Origin of the sequence: Xanthomonas sp. F10 (genome assembly GCF_014206815.1) — a bacterium.
Lineage (GTDB): Bacteria > Pseudomonadota > Gammaproteobacteria > Xanthomonadales > Xanthomonadaceae > Xanthomonas_A > Xanthomonas_A indica.
Window position 1 is genome coordinate 1,356,196 of the sequence record NZ_JACHNP010000001.1, and the last position, 21,966, is coordinate 1,378,161.

A 21,966-nucleotide genomic window follows, 5' to 3' on the forward strand; every position below is an offset into this window, starting at 1 on the left:
GCCTGCAGCCTGCCACCACCAGAAACCAACGACTCCCCGCCACCACCACCCCGCCCCTGTTCGCCTTTACCCTACGGAACGGTATGCTCCCATTACGGGATTCCGGCGGATACTGTCCGCTGCGCGCCCATCAATACATTTCCTGGAGGGGGAATATGAGTCTGGATCGTCCGTGGTTGCAGAGTTATCCGGCCGGCGTTGGCGCCGACATCAACGTCGACGAGTACCGCTCCGTCGCCGCGGTTTTCGAAAGCTCCGTGGCCAAGTTCGGAGACCGCCCCGCCTACTGCAACTTCGGCAAGACCCTGACCTACCGCGAGGCCGGCGAACTGGCCCGGCAATTCGCCGGCTACCTGCTCGGCGAACTGCAACTCAAGAAGGGCGACCGCGTCGCCCTGATGATGCCCAACTGCCTGCAATACCCCATCGCCACCTTCGGCGTGCTGCTGGCCGGCATGACCGTGGTCAACGTCAATCCGCTCTACACCCCGCGCGAACTGCGCCACCAACTGATCGACTCCGGCGCCAGCGCGCTGGTGGTGATCGACAACTTCGGCACCACCGTGCAGGAAGTGCTGGCCGACACGCCCGTCAAGCAGGTCATCACCACCGGCCTGGGTGACATGCTCGGCTTCCCCAAGGGCCCCTTGGTCAACTTCGTCCTGAAGTACGTCAAGAAGCTGGTGCCGGACTACGACATTCCCAATGCGATCCGCTTCCGTGACGCGCTGACCCTCGGCCGCCTGCACACGCTGCCGCCGATCGACATCGCACCGGACGACATCGCCTTCCTGCAATACACCGGCGGCACCACCGGCGTGGCCAAGGGCGCCATGCTGACCCACCGCAACCTGGTCGCCAACATGCTGCAGGCCGGCGCCTGGATCGCGGCAACCGGCAAGCTGGAGGAAGGCAAGGAAGTCATCATCACCGCGCTGCCGCTGTACCACATCTTCGCACTGACCGCGAACGGGCTGGTCTTCATGAAGCTCGGCGGACTCAACCACCTGATCAGCAATCCGCGCGACATGCCGGGCTTCGTCAAGGAACTGCAGAAGACCCGCTTCACCGCCTTCACCGGCGTCAATACCTTGTTCAACGGCCTGCTCAACACGCCGGGCTTCGACAAGGTGGACTTCTCCTCGCTGAAGTTCACCCTCGGCGGCGGCATGGCGGTGCAACGTGCGGTGGCCGAGCGCTGGAAGCAGGTCACCGGCGTCACCCTGGTCGAGGCCTACGGCCTCACCGAAACCTCGCCGGCGGCCTGCATCAACCCGCTGACCCTGACCGAATACAACGGCGCGATCGGCCTGCCGATCCCCTCCACCGACGCCTGCGTGAAGGATGACCAGGGGCAGATCCTGGCGCATGGCGAGGTCGGCGAGCTGTGCATCCGCGGGCCGCAGGTGATGAAGGGCTACTGGCGCCGGCCGGAAGAAACCGCCAGCGCCATCGATGCCGACGGCTGGCTGCACACCGGCGACATGGCGCGGATGGATCCGCAGGGCTTCTTCTATATCGTCGACCGCAAGAAGGACATGATCCTGGTGTCCGGCTTCAACGTGTATCCGAACGAAGTCGAGGACGTCATCGCGATGATGCCGGGCGTGCTCGAAGTGGCCGCGGTCGGCGTGCCCGACGAGAAATCCGGCGAAGTGGTCAAGGTGGTCATCGTCAAGAAGGACCCCAACCTCACCGCCGAGGACGTCAAGGCCCACGCCCGCGCCAACCTCACCGGCTACAAGCATCCGCGCATCGTCGAGTTCCGCAAGGAGCTGCCCAAGACCAACGTCGGCAAGATCCTGCGGCGCGAGCTGCGCGACGCGCCGCCGCCGCAATAAGCAGGTCCGACGGGCGCCCACGCGGCGCCCGCGCAAGCGCTGGCGGGCCGAATTCCGGCCGCGGCACCCGGGTGTAGCATCCGCCGGGTGGAAACGCATTCGCCCGCTGCGCCACGCCATCTCCGCGGGCGTCTTTCCGAGAGCCCGCCATGAGCATGACCGACACGCTGCCCTGTACCCGCGCCTATTCCAGCATCCGTATCGATGCGGACGACGACGACGATAGCCACTGGTTGTACATGCATGCAGGCAACGCCGCGACACAACGGCCCTGCTTCCATCCCACGTTGATGCGCGAGATGCACAGCTATCTCGCGTCCCTCAGCCAGCCCCGCACCCTGGCGTCGGCGCGGCTGGGCAGCCTGGTGCTGGCGTCCGATGGCAGTGCGTTCAACCTCGGCGGTGATCTGGAACTGTTCGGCCACTACATCCGCCGCCGCGATCGCGCCGGGCTGATGGCCTACGCGACAAGCTGCATCGATGGCGTACACCGTTTCCACGAGGGACTTGGCGGCAGTTTCCGCACCATCGCCCTGCTGCAAGGCGATGCGCTCGGCGGCGGCCTGGAAATGGCGCTGTCGTGCCACCTGATCGTGGCCGAAGAGGATGTCGGCATGGGCCTGCCGGAAATCATGTTCGGCCTGTTCCCCGGCATGGGCGCGTATTCGTTCCTCAGCCGCCGCATCGCACCGCATGCCGCGGAAAAGCTCATCCTGGGAGGTCACGTTTTCAGCAGCCAGGAGATGCATGCCATGGGCATCGTCGACGTGCTGGTGCCCAAGGGCCAGGGCAAGGACGCGGTGCGCGACCTGATCCAGCAGCAGCGGCGCGCGCCGCTGGCGCATCTGGCGATGAATGCGATGCGCAAGGTGGTGCAGCCTGTGCGCCGCGAAGAATTGCTCGCGGTGACGGAAATCTGGGTGGACGCCGCGCTGGCTCTGGGCGAAAAGTCGCTGCGGACGATGGATCGGCTGGTGCGTGCACAGCTCCGACGCGCCCAGGCGGGCGTCTTTGCCGCCTGAGCCCTGGCGTTGCTCTCGGCAATGGGGGATGACCCGGCTCAGCGCCGGGCATCCTCAGCGCAGTTCGCCGTCCTGCACGGCGCTCTGCCGTGCACGCAGATCCAGGGCCTCGCGGCCTTCGGTCAGGCTGGCGTTGAGCGCCATCAGCCGTGCCCGCCACTCGCTGCGCACCTGCCATTCCGGCATCTGCATCAATTCGCCGCCAAGGCTGGCGAGCCGTACCAGGCCGAGATTGCTGGCGACGCCCTTGATCGCATGCGCGTGTTCGCGCAGGCGTTCCCAGTGCTCGGCTTCACCGGCGATCTGCATGCCACCGAGGCAGCCTTCGGCATCGTTGAGGCACTGCGAGATGAATTCGCGTTCGAACCCGTCGCCCATGCCGAGCCCGGCGAGTTCGTCCAGGACCGACGCATCCAGCACCCCTTCGCTCGACACCGCAATCTGCCGCACGCCGGTCTCGCTGCCCGCACGCAGGCGCCCCTCCATGGCGATATCGGAAAGCGTGTCCAGCAACCGGTTGGCCACCACCGGCTTGGCCAGGAAGGTGCGGGCGCCGGCCTGCTCGCAGCGCTGGATCGACTCGGGGGTCACATCGGCGCTGAGCACCACGACGGGCGTGCGTGGCCCGCCGGCCTGCATCACCCGCAACTGCCGCAGCATGTCCAGGCCGCTCATGCCGGGCATGTGCAGGTCGACGATCACCGCATCGAACTCGCTCTCGGCCAGCGCATCCAGCACCGCCTCCGCGCCGTCGACGCAGATGGCGCGATGGCCGGCCTTCTGCAGCATACGCTGCAGCACCATGCGGTTGGCGGCGTGGTCGTCGGCGACCAGGATGCGCATGCCACGCACCCGCGCACGGTGGCGCAGGAACGGGTCGGAGAACGCGATGACGTTGCCGTTGGTGTCGAACTCCTCGGCCGCCGTCGGCACGCTCGCCGCCGGCGCGCCGATCTCCGCCGATGCCGGTACCGCCGCTGCGACGAATGGCAGTTCGAACCAGAAGTGGCTGCCGCGCGGGGCATTCTCCTGATAACCGATGCTGCCCCCCATTGCCTCGACCAGGCCCTTGGCGATCGTGGTGCCCAGGCCGCTGCCTTCGTAGCGGCGCGCCAGGCCGACGTCGGCCTGTTCGAACGCCTCGAACAGGCGCGGCCGCATGTCCGGCGTCACCCCGATCCCGGTATCGACGATGTCGAAACTCAGGCGCTTCGGCTGCCCCTGCTCGTTCTTGTGCAGGCGCACCCGGATATCGACCCGGCCGGTCTCGGTGAACTTGATGGCGTTACCGGCCAGGTTCAGCAGCACCTGGCGCAGATGACCCGGATCGCCGGACAGATAGTCCGGCACGTCGGGAGCGACATCCACCTGGTAGTCCAGGCGCTTGGCCCGCGCCTGCGGCTGCAGGATCAGGCTGATTCCTTCCAGGGTTTCGCGCAGCGAGAAATCGCGCTTGTCGAGCCGCAGCTTGCCGGCCTCGATCGCGGAAATGTCCAGCACTTCCTCCACCAGCGACAGCAGGCTGCGCGCGGAGGCCTGGATGGTGTTGACGCACTCGCGCTGCTCGGCGTCCAGCCGCGTCGTCGCCAGCACCTCGGTCATGCCCGACAGGCCGTTCAACGGGGTACGGAACTCATGGCTCATGTTGGCCAGGAAGCGGCTCTTGGCCTCGCTGGCGCGGCGCGCCTCGGCGGTCGTCGAGGTCAATTGCCGCAGCAGCCCGGACAGATACAGCGGGATGGCGGCCAGGCCGACCAGCAGGCCGATGCCCAGCCCACGATTGGCGATCCAGTAGTCGCTGGTCATCAGCGTGATGCTGAAACTGGCCACCGCCATGGCCACGGCCAGGTACAGGTAGCGGTTGCCGTAGCGCAGGCCGTTGCCGATGGTGACCCACATGATGACGACGTAGATGCAGGCCATCGGTTCGCCGATCGCGCTCATCGCCATCGACATGAGCCCGTAGTCGGCCACCATGCCGATGATCCGGCGCATGTCCGAGCGCTGCGGCCGGCCCAAGATCCAGGTCATCAAGGCCAGGGCCACCGCCTGCGAGATCAGGGTCAGGCCGATGACGTAGGCGCGCTGCCGCGGGGCGATGTCCCAGGTGTGCGAGAACGACAGTTCGTACGCCAGGATCAGCGCGACCATGCAGATGCGGACGAAGGCCTGGCCGTGCTCGGTATCCTTGCGCTCCGCGAACCGTTGCCGCACCCAGCTGATCGCCGAGATCATGTCAGACTCCTGGTCGCGCCGAGGCGGTGGAGAATTTCTCGCAGATCACCTGCAGTTGCTCGCGGCCGCGGAACAGCGCGTCCACGCAACGCGGGTCGAACAGGCGGCCGCGCTGGGCGTAAAGGTAGGCCAGCGTCGCGTCCATGGTCCAGGCCTCCTTGTAGGGACGCGGCGAGATCAGCGCGTCGAACACGTCGGCGACCGCCACGATGCGCGCCTCCAGCGGAATCGCCTCGCCGATCAGGCCGTCCGGGTAGCCACTGCCGTCGTAGCGCTCATGGTGGCGCAGGGCGATCAGCGCACCGACCTGGATGAAACGGTTCTGGCTGCCGCTGAGCAGTTCGTAGCCGATGCGCGGGTGCATGCGCATCACCGCCATCTCGTCCTCGTTGAGCTTGCCCGGCTTGAGCAGCACCGCGTCGGGGATGGCGATCTTGCCCATGTCGTGCAGGCTCGCGGCCATCTCGATGACCCGCACCTCGTCCTCGGACAGGCCCAGTTGCTCGGCGATCAGGCCGGCCACGTGCGCCATCCGTTCCAGGTAGGCGCTGGTGCCGACGTCGCGGTACTCGATGGCCCGGGCCAGCCGCGACAGGGTCTCGCGCTCGCGTTCCTCGACCTCGCGCATGCTGGCCAGCAGGCGCTGCTCCAGCGACATCGCGCGCTGCTTGATGTTCTCGCTCTGCAGCCGCAGCTGCAGCAGGTTGTGGCAGCGCGCGCGCAGTTCGCGCGGGCGGATCGGCTTGACCAGGAAGTCGATCACCCCCGCCTCCAGGGCGGCCTGGCGGATCGGCTCGTCGCCGACCACGGTGATCAGGATGATCGGGATGTCGCGGTGCTTGGGCAGACGGCGCAGGCGCCGCGCGAACTCCAGCCCGTCCATGCCCGGCATGCGGTAGTCGAGCAGCAGCAGATCGACCTTGCCGGCTTCGCACCAGGCCAGCGCGGCCTGCGAATCGCCGAAATCGCGCACGGTCAGTTCCGGGGCGATGTCCTCGATGACATGCCGCAGCATCGTGCGCGCGGAGGTCTGATCGTCGACGATGACGATGTTCAAACGATTGTCGTTTCCGTCCGCCCATTGGAGACGGTCCCCGTTCGAGGACGCGCCGGAGAGGCTCATGCTGGCATCATGCATCTGCAATCCTCCGCCCGTCGCATCTGCGCGGGCTGCTGAGACGACAACGGGAACGCGCCGGTGCCCAATCACGCCGACCCGTCCACCTCACTTCCTTTTGCGTGCAACGCCTGCTGCAAGAACCGCGCCACCTGGTCCGGGGCTAGGTTAAGCCTCCGGACGCATGTACGGAAACAGCAGCACGTCACGGATCGAACTGCTGCCGGTAAGCAACATTACCAGCCGGTCGATGCCGATGCCCAGGCCGCCGGTCGGCGGCAGCCCCACCTCCAGCGCCCGGATGTAGTCGGCGTCGAAGTGCATGGCCTCGTCGTCGCCCCCGTCCTTGGCCGCCACCTGGGCCTGGAACCGCGCCGCTTGGTCTTCCGGGTCGTTGAGCTCGGAGAAGCCGTTGGCGATTTCCTTGCCGTTGATGAACAGTTCGAAGCGGTCGGTGTAGCCCGGCTCGGTGTCGCTGGAGCGGGCCAGCGGCGATACCTCGACCGGGTGGTCGGTGATGAAGGTGGGCTGGATCAGGGTGTGCTCGACCGTGGCCTCGAAGATCTCCAGCAGCAGCTTGCCCCAGCCGTAGGACGGTTTGGTGCGGATCTTCAGCCGCTCGCAGTGGCGCAGCAGCGCCTCGCGGTCGGTGCAGTCGGCAGCGCTGATCTCCGGGTTGTGGTGGCGCACCGCCTCGTCCATCCGCCAGCGGCGGAACGCCGGCGCCAGGTCGATGTCGGCGCCGTCCCAGTGCACCTGGGTGGTGCCCAGCACCTCGCGGGCGACATCGCGGATGATGTTTTCGGTCAGGTCCATCACCTCGTGGTACGTGGCATACGCCTCGTACAGCTCCATCATGGTGAATTCCGGATTGTGCCGGGTGCTGACGCCTTCGTTGCGGAAATTGCGGTTGATTTCGTAGACCCGTTCCAGGCCGCCGACCACCAGGCGCTTCAGGTACAGCTCCGGGGCCACCCGCAGGTACAGGTCCAGGTCCAGGGCGTTGTGGTGGGTGGTGAACGGCTTGGCCGTGGCGCCGCCGGGGATGTAGTGCATCATCGGCGTCTCCACTTCCAGGAAGCGGCGCGCGTCCAGCCAGGCGCGCATGGCGCGGATGATCTTGGAGCGCTTGACGAACACCTCGCGCGCCTCCGGCGACACGATCAGGTCCACGTAGCGCTGGCGGTAGCGCTGCTCCACGTCCGACAGGCCGTGCCACTTGTCCGGCAGCGGCCGCAGCGCCTTGGTCAGCAGCCGCAGGCCGGTGGCCTTGACCGACAGCTCGCCGGTCTTGGTGCGGGTCAGCCCGCCCTCCACGCCGATGATGTCGCCGATGTCCCAGCCCTTGAAGGCGTCGTAGGCCTCGCCCAGCGCGTTGGCCTGCAGGAACAGCTGGATGCGCCCGGACTCGTCCTGCAGCTGCACGAAGCTGGCCTTGCCCATCACCCGCTTGGCCAGCAGGCGCCCAGCCAGGCGCAGGCTGCGGCCCTGCGCCTCCAGCGCCTCGGCGGTCCAGCGCTCGGTGTCGGCGAACTCGGCCTGCAGATCGCCGGCGAAGTCGCTGCGGCGGAAATCGTTCGGATAGGCCACGCCCTGCGCGCGCAGCGCGGCGAGTTTGGCGCGCCGTTCGGCGATGAGGCTGTTCTCGTCGACGGGAAGGGACGGCGCGGGGGTCTGCTCGGTCATGGGATGGGGGATGCGTGAGGAAGGGAAAGAATGCACCAGCCGACGGGGCCGTGTGCCGTCGCACGGCCTCCGTCGCCAGGACGGAGGCCGCCGGTTCAGGCGTCGCTGCGTTTCGCGCCGGCTTCCAGGCCGGACTTGAGGCTGGCCTCGACGAACTCGTCCAGGTCGCCGTCGAGCACCTTCTGGGTGTCCGAGCGCTCCACGCCGGTGCGCAGGTCCTTGATCCGGCTCTGGTCGAGCACATAGTTGCGGATCTGGCTGCCCCAGCCGATGTCGGACTTGGTCGCCTCGACCGCGTCGCGTTCGGCATTGCGCTTCTGGATCTCCAGCTCATAGAGCTTGGCGGCCAGCATCTTCATCGCGTTGTCGCGGTTCTGGTGCTGGCTGCGCCCGGTCTGGCAGGCCACCACGATGCCGGTGGGCACGTGGGTGATGCGCACCGCCGACTCGGTCTTGTTGACGTGCTGGCCGCCGGCGCCGGAGGAGCGGTACACGTCGGTCTTCAGGTCGGCCGGATTGATGTCGATGTCGATGTTGTCGTCCACTTCCGGCGACACGAACACCGAGGTGAAGCTGGTGTGGCGGCGGTTGTCCGAGTCGAACGGCGACTTGCGCACCAGCCGGTGCACGCCGGTTTCGGTCTTCAGCCAGCCATAGGCGAAATCGCCTTCCACGCGCAGCGTGGCGGACTTGATCCCGGCCACTTCGCCGCCGGAGACTTCCATCAGCTCGGTCTTCCAGCCGCGCGACTCGCACCAGCGCAGGTACATGCGCAGCAGGATCTCGGCCCAGTCCTGGGCCTCGGTGCCGCCGGCGCCGGCCTGGATGTCGACGAAGGCGTTGCTGGCGTCCATCTGCCCGGAGAACATGCGCTGGAATTCCAGCTTCTCCACCTGCGCCTGGAAGCGGTCGACGTCGGCCAGTACCGCCTGCGCGGTGGCTTCGTCGTTCTCGCTCTCGGCCAGTTCCAGGAATTCCAGCGATTCGTTCAGGCCATCGAGCACGCTGGCGATGCCGCCGACGGTCTTCTCCAGGCTGGCGCGTTCGCGGCCCAGGCCCTGGGCGCGCTCGGGGTCGTTCCAGACGTCGGGGCTTTCCAGCTCCCGGGTGACTTCCTCTAGACGCTCTTTCTTGGCGTCGTAGTCAAAGAAACCCCCGTAGCGACAGCACCCGATCGGACAGATCGGCGATGCGGTGGCGAATCGGATTGAGTTCGATCATTGCGGCTTTTTCCGGCAGACAAGAGCGCGATTCTAGCAATTCCGGCCGCTGCGCCACAGCGCTACTCGACCGGGGCGACCTCGCCCTCCCCGGCCGCCACCCGCAGCGCGGCGCGATAGCGGCGGCTGCACGGCACCTGGCTGCCGTCGCGCAGGTGCACGCGCGCCTCGCCCGCCTCCAGCGGCTCGATCGAGACCACGCTGGCCAGGTTGACGATGTAGCTGCGGTGGATGCGCACGAACCGCGCCGGGTCCAGCCGCGCCTCGATCGCGGCCATGGTGCTGCGCAGCGGGTAATCGTGGCCGCGCACGCGCAGGTTGACGTAGTTGCCGGCGGCCTGCAGCCATTCGATGTCGGCGGCGGCGACCAGGAAGTCGCGGCCCAGCTTGCGCACCAGGAAGCGCTCCGGCCGCTCCAGCGAGCCCACCGGCGGGCCGGCGTCGGGCGCGCCCAGCAGTGCCGCCTCGCCTTGCCAGCGCCGCAGCAGGAACCGGTACATCTCCACGCACAGCGCGATCGAGGCCAGGCTGCGCACGTCCTTGAGGTATTCGTAGGCCAGCCCCTGCGGCCACGGGCCGAAGTCGTAGTGCTGGCCCTGCAGGTGGTAGACCAGGCTGCGCAGGACGACCATTCCCACCACGTGCAGCACCGACAGCGCCACGCTGCCCAGCAGGTAGCCCGGCAGCCGGCGCCGCCAGGTCTCCCAGTGCAGCGGGTAGCGCCGGGTCAGCAGTACCACCAGCGGCACGATCAGCAGGAACATCAGTTGGCTGGACCATTCCCAGACCACCGGCTCCCACGCGGCGAAGTGCAGCCCGGTGTTGCGGATGTCGATCAGCACCGTGACGCTGTTGGCGATGGCGTTGATCAGGGTGAGCACGACCCAGAAGCCGATCTCGAAGCTGCGGCGCCAGGGCTGGAAACGGGAATAGGCGCTGGCGCCGGAGGGGTCGGACATCGCGGCAGTGTAGCGCGCCGCCATTCGTCGCCGGCGCGGCATGGCGGATCGGTGCACGACCAGCAGCCCCTCTCCCGCCGGGAGAGAGGTTGGGGTGAGGGTACGGCGCGAAGCACTGATGGTTTGGCTATGCGAGGCTGCGCCCGTACCCTCATCCGCCCCTTCGGGGCACCTTCTCCCGATGGGAGAAGGGACAGCGTTAGCCCCTCTCCCGACGGGAGAGGGGTTGGGGTGGGGTACGGCGCGAAGCGCTGATGGTTTGGCTATGCGAGGCTGCGCCCGTACCCTCATCAGCCCCTTCGGGGCCCCTTCTCCCGATGGGAGAAGGGACAGCGCTAGCCCCTCTCCCACCGGGAGAGGGGTTGGGGTGAGGGTACGGCGCGAAGCGCTGGTAGATTGGCTATGCGAGGCTGCGCCCGTACCCTCATCCGCCCCTTCGGAGCACCTTCTCCCGATGGGAGAAGGAACAGCCTGGCCCCTCTCCCATCGGGAGAGGGGTTGGGGTGAGGGTGCGGCGCCACGTGCGCCGGCAGACACCCAGCGACTCAGCCACCCAGCGACTGGCAGTGCTCCACCACCAACTGCACCGCACTGCCCCCGCGGTAGTCATCCGCAACAAGGCGATAGGCGATATGCACGCGACGACCGGGTTCGCGGCCGTGCCAGCCGTTGAAGTGGATCGCGTTCAAGGGCTCGGCGCGGCCGGGGCAGCGCAGGCTGAGCTTGAGGTGGCGTTCCTTCAGCACGCGCCACTGCACTACCTCGAATTCGCCGTCGAACAGCGGCTCCGGAAAGCCCTGCCCCCACGGCCCGCCCTGGCGCAACGCCTCGGCATGGCGATGGTCGAGTTCGTGCGGATCCAGCGCACCGTCGCTGAGCAACTCGGCCTGCAGCAGTTCCGCGTCCAGGCTGGCCAGCGCGTGCGCACGGAACACCTGCTCGAACTCGGCCAGCGCGTCCTGGGGCAAGCTCAGGCCCGCGGCCATGGCATGGCCGCCGAACTTCTCCATCAGCCCCGGCCGCTGCGCCTCCACCGCCGCCATCGCATCGCGGATGTGGAACCCGGGAATCGAACGCGCCGAGCCGCGCAACTGGGTGCTGCCCGGCTCGGCCGGGGCGAAGGCGATCACCGGCCGGTGCAGGCGATCCTTCATCTTCGAGGCGACCAGGCCGATCACGCCGGGATGCCATTGCGCATCGAACAGGCACACCGCCACCGGCGGCTGCTCGGGCGCGGCCAGCAGCGCCTGCGCCACCACCGCTTCGGCCTCGTCGGTCATCTGCTGCTGCACGGCGCGGCGCTCGGCGTTGATCTCTTCCAGGGTCGCGGCGATCGCACGCGCCTGCTGTGGGTCTTCGCACAGCAACAACTCGATGCCCAGGGCCATGTCCTCGAGGCGGCCGGCGGCGTTGAGCCGCGGCGCCAGCGCGAAGCCGATGTCGCTGGCGCTGAGCCGTGCCGGATCGCGACCGCTGGCTTCGATCAAGGCGCGCAGGCCGAGGCAGCCCTCGCCACGCTGTAGCCGGCGCAGACCGGCCGACACCAGCGCACGGTTGTTTGGGTCCAGCGGCACCAGGTCGGCGACGGTGCCGACCGCGACCAGGTCCAGCAACACGCCCAGGTCCGGCGGCGCCGCCGCGAACGCGCCGTGCGCGCGCAGGTGCCGGCGCAACGCCAGCAGCACGTAGAAGATCACGCCGACGCCGGCCAGCATCTTGCTCGGGAACGCGTCGCCGGCCAGGTTCGGATCGACGATGGCATCGGCCGGCGGCAAGGCCGGACCCGGCAGGTGGTGGTCGGTGACCAGTACCTGCCAGCCCAGCGCCTTGGCCGCGGCGACGCCAGCATGGCAGGCGATGCCGTGGTCCACCGTGACCAGCAGGTCCGGCTGCAACGGCGCCAGTTCCGCCACCAGCGCCGGCGACAGGCCATAGCCATGGACCATGCGGTTGGGCACCGCGTGCAGCACCCGCGCAGCGCCGAGCAGGCGCAGCCCGCGCACCGCCACCGCGCAGGCCGTGGCGCCGTCGCAATCGAAATCGCCGACCACCAGGATGCGCTTGCGCGCCGCGATCGCCTCGACCAGCAGCGCCACCGCGGCGTCGATGCCGCTCAGCGCATCGGGCGGCAGCAGTTGCGCCAGTCTAGGCTGCGCCAGACCGCTGTCGTGGGCGCCGCGCGCGGCATAGATGCGCCGCAACAGCGGCAAGGTGGCCTCGTGCCACGGGCCGGCCGCGGCCGCCGCGGGCCGCCGCACGATGCGCGCGATGGCGCTCATGCGTCCAGGCGCGACAACGGCCGCCGCCACAGGCGCCAGCGTTGCGACGGGGCGATGCGGAAACAGGTGCCGTCCTCGAAATCCAGCTGCAGTTGCTGCAGTTCGCCATCGCGCAGCGCCTGCAGCAGGGGCTGCACCACCTCGCCGACGAACTGCTCGGGCGCGCGCAGCTGGCGCAGATCGACTAGCGCATCAACCCGCGGCGCCTGCGCGTCGGCGACACCGGCGGCCTGGGCCAGCGCACGCAACAGCGGATCGCGGCTGCGCACCTGCGCATGCGCGGTGGCGACCGACGCCGGCAGCCGGCCACCGCCCCAGAACCACAGCGAATTGATCGCCGGCTGGCCGCGGGCGACGCGCTCGCGGTTCCACGGATGCTGGTGCAGCACGATCTGCGCCTCGGTCAGCAACGCACGCCAGCGGCGCGCGTCCTCGCCCTGCGGCAGGTGATCGAACAGGTCCGCACCGAGCACCTGCGCCGGCGCCGTGAACACCGGCAGCACGCTGTCGGCCGGCAGGCGCAGGTACCAACGGGTCGGATCGGGCGCATCCAGGGTCAGCCCGCTCTCGGCGAACAAGGCCTGCACCGCCGGCAGCAGCGCGTCCAGGTCCACCGCGTCGAGCGGCAGCATGTCGCCATGCGCCATCAGCCGCGCGCCCTGCATGTCCGGCACCACGTAGGCTGGATCGGCGCGCAGCCACAGGCCGTCGCCGGCATCGCCGGCGTCCAGTTGCCGGGTCAGCGCCGCGGCCGGCAGCGGTTGCTCCGCCAGCGCGAAATGGCGGCGCAACTGCGCCTCGCCACCCGGCGCGGCCTGCGTGCGGTCGGCGCGGCCGAACGCGCGCGCCACCTCGCCGGCCAGCACGGCGCCGGCCAGGCGGACCCGCTCCGGCAACAGCAAGGTGGCGACCGCCATCGGATCAGCCGACGTAGGCGACGCTGACGATCTCGTACTCGCGGCGTCCGGCCGGGGCGTCGATGCTGACGCTGTCGCCTTCCATCTTGCCGATCAGCGCACGCGCCAACGGCGAGGAAATCGCGATCAGGCCCTGCTTGATGTCCGCCTCCAGGTCGCCGACCAACTGGTAACGCTTCTCCTCGTCGGTCTCCACGTCGGCCAGGGTCACGGTGGCGCCGAACACCACCTTGCTGCCGACCGCCAGCTTGCTGACGTCGATGACCTCGGCGTGCGACAGCTCGCTCTCCAGCTGCTTGATGCGGCCTTCGATGAAGCCCTGCTGCTCGCGCGCGGCGTGGTACTCGGCGTTTTCCTTGAGATCGCCGTGCGCACGCGCCTCGGCGATCGCGGTGATGACCTCGGGACGCTTGACCGACTTCAGGTGATCCAGTTCCTCGCGCAACCGCTGCGCGCCTTGCATGGTGATCGGGGCTCTCACGCTTCCAGCTCCTTGTGCAGTTCCTGCAGCGCCCAGACCGGACCGGTGCCGCGGAATTCCAGTGAATGCACCAGCGCACGCGCGCCGGCGACCGTGGTCGAATAGGTGACGCGATGCTGCAGGGCTTCGCGACGGATCGAGAACGAGTCGGAGATCGCCGCCCGGCCCTCGGTGGTGTTGACGATATACACGATTTCGCCGTTCTTGATCAGATCGACGATGTGCGGGCGGCCCTCGGCGACCTTGTTGACCTGCTCGCACTGCAGGCCGTGCTGCTGCAACCAGGCGCAGGTGCCGCGGGTGGCGACGAGGGTGTAGCCGCGCTCGACCAGCGCCTGCGCCACCGGCAGCACGCGCTGCTTGTCCGGATCGCGCACCGACACGAAGGCCTTGCCCAGCGGCGGCGCCTTGATGCCGCCGGCTTCCTGCGCACGCGCGAACGCCGCGCCGAAGCTGCGGCCCACGCCCATCACCTCACCGGTGGAACGCATCTCCGGGCCGAGGATCGGATCGACGCCCTGGAACTTGGCGAACGGGAAGATCGCCTCCTTCACCGAGTAGTAGTCGGGCACGATTTCCTTCAGCGCGCCCTGCTCGGCCAGGGTCTTGCCGGCCATGCAGCGCGCAGCGATCTTGGCCAGCGGCACGCCGATCGCCTTGGACACGAACGGCACGGTGCGCGAGGCGCGCGGGTTCACTTCCAGCAGGTAGACGATGTCGTCGCCGGCATCGTTGACCTGCACCGCGAACTGGGTGTTCATCAGCCCGACCACGTTCAGCGCCTTGGCCAGTTCGACCACCTGGCGGCGCAGCTCGGTCTGGGTGGCCGGCGACAGCGAGTACGGCGGCAGCGAACAGGACGAATCGCCCGAGTGCACGCCGGCTTCCTCGATGTGCTCCATGACGCCGCCGATCAGCACCTGGCCGCTGTGGTCGGCGATGATGTCCACGTCCACTTCCACCGCGTTGTCGAGGAAGCGGTCCAGCAGCACCGGCGAATCGTTGGAGACCTTGACCGCGTCGCGCACGTAGCGCGCCAGGTCGGATTCGCCGTAGACGATCTCCATGGCGCGGCCGCCGAGCACGTAGCTCGGACGCACCACCAGCGGGTAGCCGATCTCGCGCGCCAGCACCAGCGCCTCATCGGCGTTGCGGGCGATGCGGTTCGGCGGCTGCTTCAGGCCGAGCGTGTCGACCAGCTGCTGGAAGCGCTCGCGGTCCTCGGCCAGGTCGATCGAGTCCGGCGAGGTGCCGATCACCGGCACGCCGTTGGCTTCCAGCGCGCGCGCCAGCTTCAGCGGGGTCTGCCCGCCGTACTGCACGATCACGCCCTTGGGCTGCTCCAGCTCGACGATCTCCAGCACGTCTTCCAGGGTCAGCGGTTCGAAGTACAGGCGATCGGAGGTGTCGTAGTCGGTGGACACGGTCTCCGGATTGCAGTTGACCATGATGGTCTCGTAGCCGTCCTCGCGCAGCGCCAGCGCCGCGTGCACGCAGCAGTAGTCGAACTCGATGCCCTGGCCGATGCGGTTGGGACCGCCGCCGAGGATCATGATCTTGTCGCGGTCGCTCGGCGCGGCCTCGCACTCGTCCTCGTAGGTCGAGTACAGGTAGGCGGTGCTGGTGGCGAATTCGGCCGCGCACGAGTCCACCCGCTTGTACACCGGGCGCACCTTGTGCGCGCGGCGCAGCGCGCGCACCGCCGCTTCGTTGGTGCCGCACAGCTCGGCCAGGCGCGCATCGGAGAACCCGGCGCGCTTGAGCGTACGCAGGCGCGCGGCGTCGAGCGCGCCGAGGCCGTCGGCGGCCACCTGCGCTTCCTGCGCGATCAGGTCTTCCATCTGGTCGAGGAACCAGGGATCGATGAACGACAGCGCGTGGACCTGCTCCACGCTCATGCCGGCGCGGAACGCATCGGCGACGTAGAACAGCCGCTCCGGGCCGGGCGCCTTCAGCTCGCGCTTGAGCGTGGCCAGGTCGTCTTCGCTGCTCAGGTCCAGGCCGGTCGGGTCCAGGCCGATCTTGCCGGTCTCCAGGCCGCGCAGCGCCTTCTGCAGCGACTCGGAGAAGGTGCGGCCCATCGCCATCACCTCGCCCACCGACTTCATCTGCGTGGTCAGGCGCGCGTCGGCCTGCGGGAACTTCTCGAAGGCGAAGCGCGGGATCTTGGTGACCACATAGTCGATCGACGGCTCGAACGAGGCCGGAGTCAGCCCGCCGGTGATCTCGTTCTTCAGCTCGTCCAGGGTGTAGCCGACCGCCAGCTTGGCCGCGACCTTGGCGATCGGGAAGCCGGTGGCCTTGGAGGCCAGCGCCGAGGAGCGCGACACGCGCGGGTTCATCTCGATCACCACCACGCGCCCGGTCTGCGCATTGATGCCGAACTGCACGTTGGAGCCGCCGGTATCCACGCCGATCTTGCGCAGCACCGCGATCGAGGCATCGCGCAGGCGCTGGTATTCCTTGTCGGTGAGAGTCTGCGCCGGGGCCACGGTGATCGAGTCGCCTGTGTGCACGCCCATCGGGTCCAGGTTCTCGATCGAGCAGACGATGATGCAGTTGTCCGCGGTGTCGCGGACCACTTCCATCTCGAACTCCTTCCAGCCCAGCACCGACTCCTCGACCAGCACTTCGCTGGTCGGCGACAGTTCCAGGCCGCGGCCGACGATCTCGATCAGCTCTTCGCGGTTGTAGGCGATGCCGCCGCCGCTGCCGCCGAGGGTGAAGCTGGGGCGGATGATGGTCGGATAACCGACCGTGGCCTGGATCTCCAGCGCCTCCTCCAGCGTGTGCGCCACCGCCGCCTTCGGGCACTCCAGGCCGATCTCGCCCATCGCCACGCGGAACAGCTCGCGGTCCTCGGCCATGCGGATGGCCTCGCGCTTGGCGCCGATCAGCTCGACGCCGTACTTCTCCAGCACGCCGTGGTCGGCCAGGTCCAGCGCGCAGTTCAGCGCGGTCTGCCCGCCCATGGTCGGCAGCAGCGCGTCGGGCTTTTCCTTGGCGATGATCTTCTCGACCGTCTGCCAGTTGATCGGCTCGATGTAAACGGCGTCGGCCATGTTCGGGTCGGTCATGATCGTGGCCGGGTTGCTGTTGACCAGCACCACGCGGTAGCCCTCGTCGCGCAGCGCCTTGCACGCCTGCGCGCCGGAGTAGTCGAACTCGCAGGCCTGGCCGATGACGATCGGGCCGGCGCCGATGATGAGGATGGTTTGGAGGTCGGTGCGACGTGGCATGGTTCAGTAATCCTCGACGTTCTCGGAAATGCGGGACCCGGGACCCGGGGCCCGGGACCCGGATTCAAGCCGACGCTGCAATGATTGTTGCAATCTGGAAAGCATTTGGCTGACGCGCTCGCAAAGCTGCAGCACAACGCTAAGTTCTTGGTGTTCACCCATTCCAAGCCGCTCGACCAGCAACAACTGCGTCTGTAGTTCCGCGCACGATCCCGTCGCGATCGCCACAAAACGCGCGTAGTCTCGTGTAGCGCCGCGTGCATTGCCTTCAGCGATGTTTGAAGGAATCGATACGGCAGAACGCTGCAGCTGCGAAGTCAATCCGTAACGCTCGACGTGCGGCAATGACGCCGTGAACGAATAGACTGCTTCGGCGAGCTGCATGGACAGTTGCCAAACTTCGAGATCCCGGAAATGGGAGACCGCCATTACGCGGCCTTTTCCGATCCCCGGGTCCCGGGTCCCGGGTCCCGCATCAGCGACACGAACTGATCGAACAGCGGCGCCACGTCGCGCGGACCCGGCGAGGCTTCAGGATGGCCCTGGAAGCTGAAGGCCGGCGCGTCGGTGAGCGCGATGCCCTGGTTGCTGCCGTCGAACAGCGAGCGATGGGTGACGCGCACGTTGGCGGGCAAGGTCGCCTCGTCCACCGCGAAGCCGTGGTTTTGCGAGGTGATCATCACCCGGCCGCTGTCCAGGTCCTGCACCGGGTGGTTGGCGCCGTGGTGGCCGTGGCCCATCTTCAGGGTCTGCGCGCCGGCGGCCAGCGCCAGCAACTGGTGGCCCAGGCAGATGCCGAAGGTCGGGACCTTGCGCGCCAGCAGTTCCTTGATCGCGGCGATCGCGTAGTCGCAGGGCGCCGGGTCGCCGGGACCGTTGGACAGGAACACCCCGTGCGGGTTCATCGCCAGCACTTCGGCAACCGGCGTCTGCGCCGGCACCACGGTCACCTCGCAGCCGCGCTCGGCGAGCATGCGCAGGATGTTGAGCTTGACCCCGTAGTCGTAGGCGACGACCTTGAACCTGGGTTCGGCCTGCACGAACGCGTTGCTGTCCAGGTCGAGCTGGCCGTCGCGCCAGGGATAGGCCTTGTCGGTGGACACCACCTTGGCCAGGTCCATGCCCTTCAGCCCCGGGAACGTGCGCGCCGCTTCCAGCGCGGTGTCCACGTTGACCTCGCCGGCCATCAGCGCGCCGTTCTGCGAGCCCTTCTCGCGCAGGATGCGGGTCAGCTTGCGGGTGTCGATGCCGGCGATCGCGACCACGCCGCGCTGGATCAGCCAGTCCGGCAGCGCCACCTGGTTGCGCCAGTTGCTGGGGCGGCGCGGCACGTCGCGCACGATCAGGCCGGCCGACCAGACCTGGGCGGCCTCGTCGTCCTGGTCGGTGCAGCCGGTGTTGCCGATATGCGGGTAGGTCAGCGTGACCAGTTGGCGGGCGTAGGAGGGATCGGTGAGGATCTCCTGGTAGCCGGTCATGGCGGTGTTGAACACCACTTCGCCGACGGACAGGCCGGCAGCGCCTACGGATTCGCCCTCGAACACGGTGCCGTCTTCAAGGACAAGGATTGCGGGTTGAGTCACGGGGTTCGCCTTGGGGAGAGAGGAACCCTGCCCCACCAACTTGCAGGCTGCAAGAAACCGCGAACTCGGCGCTTCTCCGGGTCCGTGGCGATGGGTAACAGGCGAGCGAGAATTGTACCGGCGCGGGGCGGTCCGCGCCAGCCGTTTGGGTGAAGCGCCTGTTCAGCCGAGCAGGTCGCGCAGCCGGTAGGCCCCGGGCGCACGCCCCGGCAGGCGCGCGGCGGCATGCAGCGCGCCGCGGGCGAAGATGTCGCGGTTGCTGGCGCGGTGCACCAGCTCGACCCGCTCGCCGAGTCCGGCGAACTGCACCAGATGCTCGCCAACGATGTCGCCGGCGCGCAGGCTGGCGTAGCGCGGGGTGGCGCCGCCCTGGGCAGCCGCGTCGCCAAGCGTCAGCGCGGTGCCGGAGGGTGCGTCCTGCTTGTGCACGTGGTGGGATTCGACGATGTCGCAGTCCCAGCCCGGCAGCGCCGCGGCGGCGCGCTCGACCAGGTCGTGCAGCACCGCCACGCCCAGGCTGAAGTTCGATGCCCAGATCAACGGAATGCGCTCGGCCGCGGCGGCCAGCGCCTGCCGCTGCGCGTCTTCCAGCCCGGTGGTGCCGGACACCAGCGCCGCACCGCGCGCCGAGCACAATGCCAGCACCGGATCGAAGCCCTGCGGCAGGCTGAAATCGATCGCCACGTCGAAGGCCGGCACCCCGCCCAACTCGGCCGCGGCGAAGTACGGCACGCCGTCGATCACCCGCTGCGCCGGCGCGCGGCGGACCACCGCGGCCACCACCTGCAGCGCCGGGTCCTGCGCGGCCAGCCGCAACAACGCCTGGCCCATCCGGCCGGACGCACCATGGATCAACACACGCAACGGAGAAGTCGTCATCGGCACAAGGCTAGCGGTTTGCGGGCGGGCGCGACAGAGGGCACGTGCACCAGAGACGCAAGCACCCGACGCGCCGCCTCGGACGTGGCGATGCTTCACTCGTCGGCCTGAAGCCCCTCCCACAAGGGCATGGCGGCACCGGAAGCGACGAAAAAGCCGCCAGGCGAGGCACTTTGCACCTGGCCCCTGGCACCTGCCGAGAGACATCGCAGCCGATTGGACACCCCTGTGGGAGGGGCTTCAGCCCCGACGCTGGACCGCCCGATCTCGCGCGGTGCCAGCTGCCATTACGCGACCGACGCTACATCTGCATCGCCTTGCTCGGAGCATGTCCGGTACGAACGATCCCTGCTTCGGATACAACGCGGCCGCGTTCGTCGCGGCTGACGCCGCTCCTACAGACCATCAACGGCGTCGCTTGCCGGGAAGTGTGTGGGAGGGGCTTCAGCCCCGACGCGGTGCCACCCAATCACGCCACACGACGACAGACACAGGAACGGTGGCGCCTTGCTGCCCTACTCCGGCGCCTACCCCAGCAAGCGCTTGTCCCAATCCTCCACCGCGCGCTGCGCCAGGCGCCGCTCGAACAAGGTGCGCCAGTTCGGCACCAGCGGCAGCGCCAGCACGTCCTGCAGTTGCGCCGGGTCGATCTCGCGGCGGTACAGCAGCCCGACCAGGCGTGCCAGCGACCACTGCGGATGCGGCCGCTCCAGCAGCGCCAGCCTGTCGCCGGCGGCGACTTCGCCGGGCTGCAGCACGCGGTAATACCAGCCGGTGCGGCCGCTGTCCTGCACGCGCCGCGCCAGCGCGGCCACGCCGAAGCGGTCGGACAACTTCCAGCACGGCTGTCGCGACTGCGACACCTCGACCACGGCCGTGCCCAGGCGCAGCCGGTCGCCCAGGCACAGGTCGGCTTCGGTCACGCCGCAACTGCTGAGGTTTTCGCCGAACGCGCCCGGCGCGTCCAGCAAGGCATGCGCGCCCAGTTCCTCGCGCCAGGCCGGGTAATGGTCGCGCGGATAATGGTGCAAGGCCTTGTCGGGGCCGCCATGCACGCGGCGGTCGCCCTGCTCGTCCAGTTCCAGCCCCTCCAGCCCGATACGCAGGCGCCCGGCCTGCGGCCGCTTGTCGATCGCGCTGCGGCTGCCCGGGCGGGTGAACGCCTGGGCGCGGCCGACCAGGACCGCATCGATGGTCCACGCTGCCACGGCGGAACCGGAGGGTGTCATGGACGGCACGACACCGAACTCAGGCCGTCGCGCGCAGGTGCGCGGCGACCTCGTCCTGCAACAGCGCGCCGAGGATGCGCACACCCATTTCGATGCGTTCGGCCGGCACGGTCACGAACGAGAGCCGCATGGTATTGCGCTGCGGCGCGACCGCGAAGAACGGCGCACCCGGCACGAACGCCACATTGCGCTCGATCGCCTTGCTCAGCAGCGCGCCGCCGTCCATGCCCGCCGGCAACTCGACCCAGATGAACATGCCGCCGGCCGGGCGATTCCAGCGCACCTGCGCGGGGAAATACTTGGCCAGGGCGGCGAGCATCTGCTCGCAGCGGCTGGCGTACAGCGCACGGATGCCGGGGATGTGCGCATCCAGGAAGCCGTCCTGCACCGCCTCGTACACGATGCGCTGGCTGAACGACGGCGTGTGCAGGTCGGCCGCCTGCTTGGCCTGCACCAGCTTGGCGTGCACCGCTTCCGGCGCGACCAGGTAGCCCAGGCGCAGGCCCGGGGCGAACACCTTGGAGAACGAGCCCATGTAGATGGCGCCGTCCGGGTTCATCGACAGCAGGCTCGGCAGCGTGTCGCCGCTGTAGCACAGCTCGCCGTAGGGATCGTCCTCGACGATCGGCACGCCGGCTTCGGCCGCACGCGCCACCAGCGCCTGGCGCCGGTGCAGCGGCAGGCGCCGCCCGGTCGGGTTCTGGAAGTTCGGCAGCACGTACATGAAGCGCGCGCCGGCCAGTTGCGCATCGTCCAGCGCATCCACCACCACGCCGTCGTCGTCCGACTGCATTGCCGCGAACGCCGGCTGGAACAGCGAGAACGCCTGCAGCGCGCCGAGATAGCTGGGCGTTTCCACCAGCACCTTGCTGCCTTCGTCGATGAACACCTTGCCGAGCAGGTCCAGGCCCTGCTGCGATCCGGTGGTGATCAGCACCTGGCTGGGGCGGATGCTGGCGCCGTCGCGGCTCAACCGCGCCGCCACCCATTCGCGCAGCAACAGATAGCCCTCGGTCGGGCCGTACTGCAGCGCGGCCTGCGGCGCATCGCGCAACACCTTGTCGCAGGCCTCGCGCATGCGCGCGACCGGGAAGGTATCCGGCGACGGCAGACCGCCTGCGAAGGAGATCACTTCAGGGCGTTCGGTGACCTTGAGGATTTCGCGGATCGCCGAACTGGTCAGCGCCTGCGCACGGCGGGAGAACGGGAATGGATTGGTCATCGGCATAGGATAGACGCCGCCCTCGCCGCGCGCATGTGCGGCGCACAAGCAGGCGCG

General features: G+C 68.5%; 16 protein-coding genes. 2 read left to right on the forward strand and 14 right to left on the reverse strand.

What is annotated here, in order from left to right:
* Positions 1–155 precede the first annotated feature (155 nt).
* Complete coding sequence (locus FHR56_RS05980) at positions 156–1,841, forward strand: long-chain fatty acid--CoA ligase (protein ID WP_160946660.1); 1,686 nt, start codon at positions 156–158, stop codon at positions 1,839–1,841.
* A 149-nt stretch (positions 1,842–1,990) separates the two neighbouring features.
* Positions 1,991–2,863, forward strand: coding sequence for a crotonase/enoyl-CoA hydratase family protein (locus tag FHR56_RS05985; protein ID WP_160946659.1), 873 nt, complete (start codon positions 1,991–1,993; stop codon positions 2,861–2,863).
* 54 nt (positions 2,864–2,917) lie between these two features.
* Here the strand turns inward: FHR56_RS05985 and FHR56_RS05990 are convergent, their stop codons facing one another.
* From FHR56_RS05990 to FHR56_RS06055, 14 genes are all read right to left on the reverse strand, one after another.
* On the reverse strand, positions 2,918–5,098 hold the full coding sequence (locus tag FHR56_RS05990) for an ATP-binding protein (protein WP_160946658.1): 2,181 nt from the start codon (positions 5,096–5,098) through the stop codon (positions 2,918–2,920).
* A 1-nt stretch (position 5,099) separates the two neighbouring features.
* The gene (locus tag FHR56_RS05995) at positions 5,100–6,236 is read right to left on the reverse strand and encodes a two-component system response regulator (RefSeq protein WP_160946657.1); all 1,137 of its coding nucleotides are present in this window, start codon (positions 6,234–6,236) and stop codon (positions 5,100–5,102) included.
* Between the two features lie 147 nt (positions 6,237–6,383).
* Entirely contained in the window at positions 6,384–7,901 is a 1,518-nt protein-coding gene (lysS, locus tag FHR56_RS06000) for a lysine--tRNA ligase (RefSeq protein ID WP_160946656.1), read from the reverse strand.
* A gap of 95 nt (positions 7,902–7,996) precedes the next feature.
* Positions 7,997–9,122 (reverse strand): peptide chain release factor 2 gene (gene prfB, locus FHR56_RS06005; protein WP_100224025.1). Its coding sequence is split into 2 segments (ribosomal slippage): positions 7,997–9,046 and positions 9,048–9,122, totalling 1,125 coding nucleotides; the frame shifts between segments, so codons are not numbered across the junction.
* Positions 9,123–9,183: 61 nt separating this feature from the next.
* Positions 9,184–10,080 (reverse strand): LytTR family DNA-binding domain-containing protein, encoded by an 897-nt coding sequence (locus FHR56_RS06010; RefSeq protein WP_160946655.1) that lies wholly within the window; start codon positions 10,078–10,080, stop codon positions 9,184–9,186.
* A gap of 545 nt (positions 10,081–10,625) precedes the next feature.
* Positions 10,626–12,359, reverse strand: a complete 1,734-nt coding sequence (gene recJ, locus FHR56_RS06015; protein WP_160946654.1) for a single-stranded-DNA-specific exonuclease RecJ — start codon at positions 12,357–12,359, stop codon at positions 10,626–10,628.
* Positions 12,356–13,276, reverse strand: a complete 921-nt coding sequence (locus tag FHR56_RS06020) for a phosphoglycerate mutase (protein ID WP_160946653.1) — start codon at positions 13,274–13,276, stop codon at positions 12,356–12,358. Before FHR56_RS06020 ends, recJ begins: the two co-directional genes overlap by 4 nt.
* 4 nt (positions 13,277–13,280) lie before the next feature.
* Positions 13,281–13,745, reverse strand: a complete 465-nt coding sequence (greA, locus tag FHR56_RS06025) for a transcription elongation factor GreA (RefSeq protein ID WP_184502593.1) — start codon at positions 13,743–13,745, stop codon at positions 13,281–13,283.
* An 8-nt stretch (positions 13,746–13,753) separates the two neighbouring features.
* Complete coding sequence (gene carB, locus FHR56_RS06030; protein ID WP_160946651.1) at positions 13,754–16,996, reverse strand: carbamoyl-phosphate synthase large subunit; 3,243 nt, start codon at positions 16,994–16,996, stop codon at positions 13,754–13,756.
* A gap of 3 nt (positions 16,997–16,999) precedes the next feature.
* On the reverse strand, positions 17,000–17,425 hold the full coding sequence (locus tag FHR56_RS06035; RefSeq protein ID WP_160946650.1) for a four helix bundle protein: 426 nt from the start codon (positions 17,423–17,425) through the stop codon (positions 17,000–17,002).
* The gene (carA, locus tag FHR56_RS06040) at positions 17,425–18,579 is read right to left on the reverse strand and encodes a glutamine-hydrolyzing carbamoyl-phosphate synthase small subunit (protein ID WP_160946649.1); all 1,155 of its coding nucleotides are present in this window, start codon (positions 18,577–18,579) and stop codon (positions 17,425–17,427) included. Before carA ends, FHR56_RS06035 begins: the two co-directional genes overlap by 1 nt.
* A 162-nt stretch (positions 18,580–18,741) precedes the next feature.
* Positions 18,742–19,458, reverse strand: coding sequence for a 4-hydroxy-tetrahydrodipicolinate reductase (gene dapB, locus FHR56_RS06045; protein ID WP_160946648.1), 717 nt, complete (start codon positions 19,456–19,458; stop codon positions 18,742–18,744).
* 527 nt (positions 19,459–19,985) lie between these two features.
* Positions 19,986–20,687: an MOSC domain-containing protein gene (locus FHR56_RS06050; protein WP_160946647.1), complete on the reverse strand. Its 702-nt coding sequence runs from the start codon at positions 20,685–20,687 to the stop codon at positions 19,986–19,988.
* A 19-nt stretch (positions 20,688–20,706) separates the two neighbouring features.
* Entirely contained in the window at positions 20,707–21,915 is a 1,209-nt protein-coding gene (locus FHR56_RS06055; protein WP_160946646.1) for a PLP-dependent aminotransferase family protein, read from the reverse strand.
* Positions 21,916–21,966: the final 51 nt, after the last annotated feature.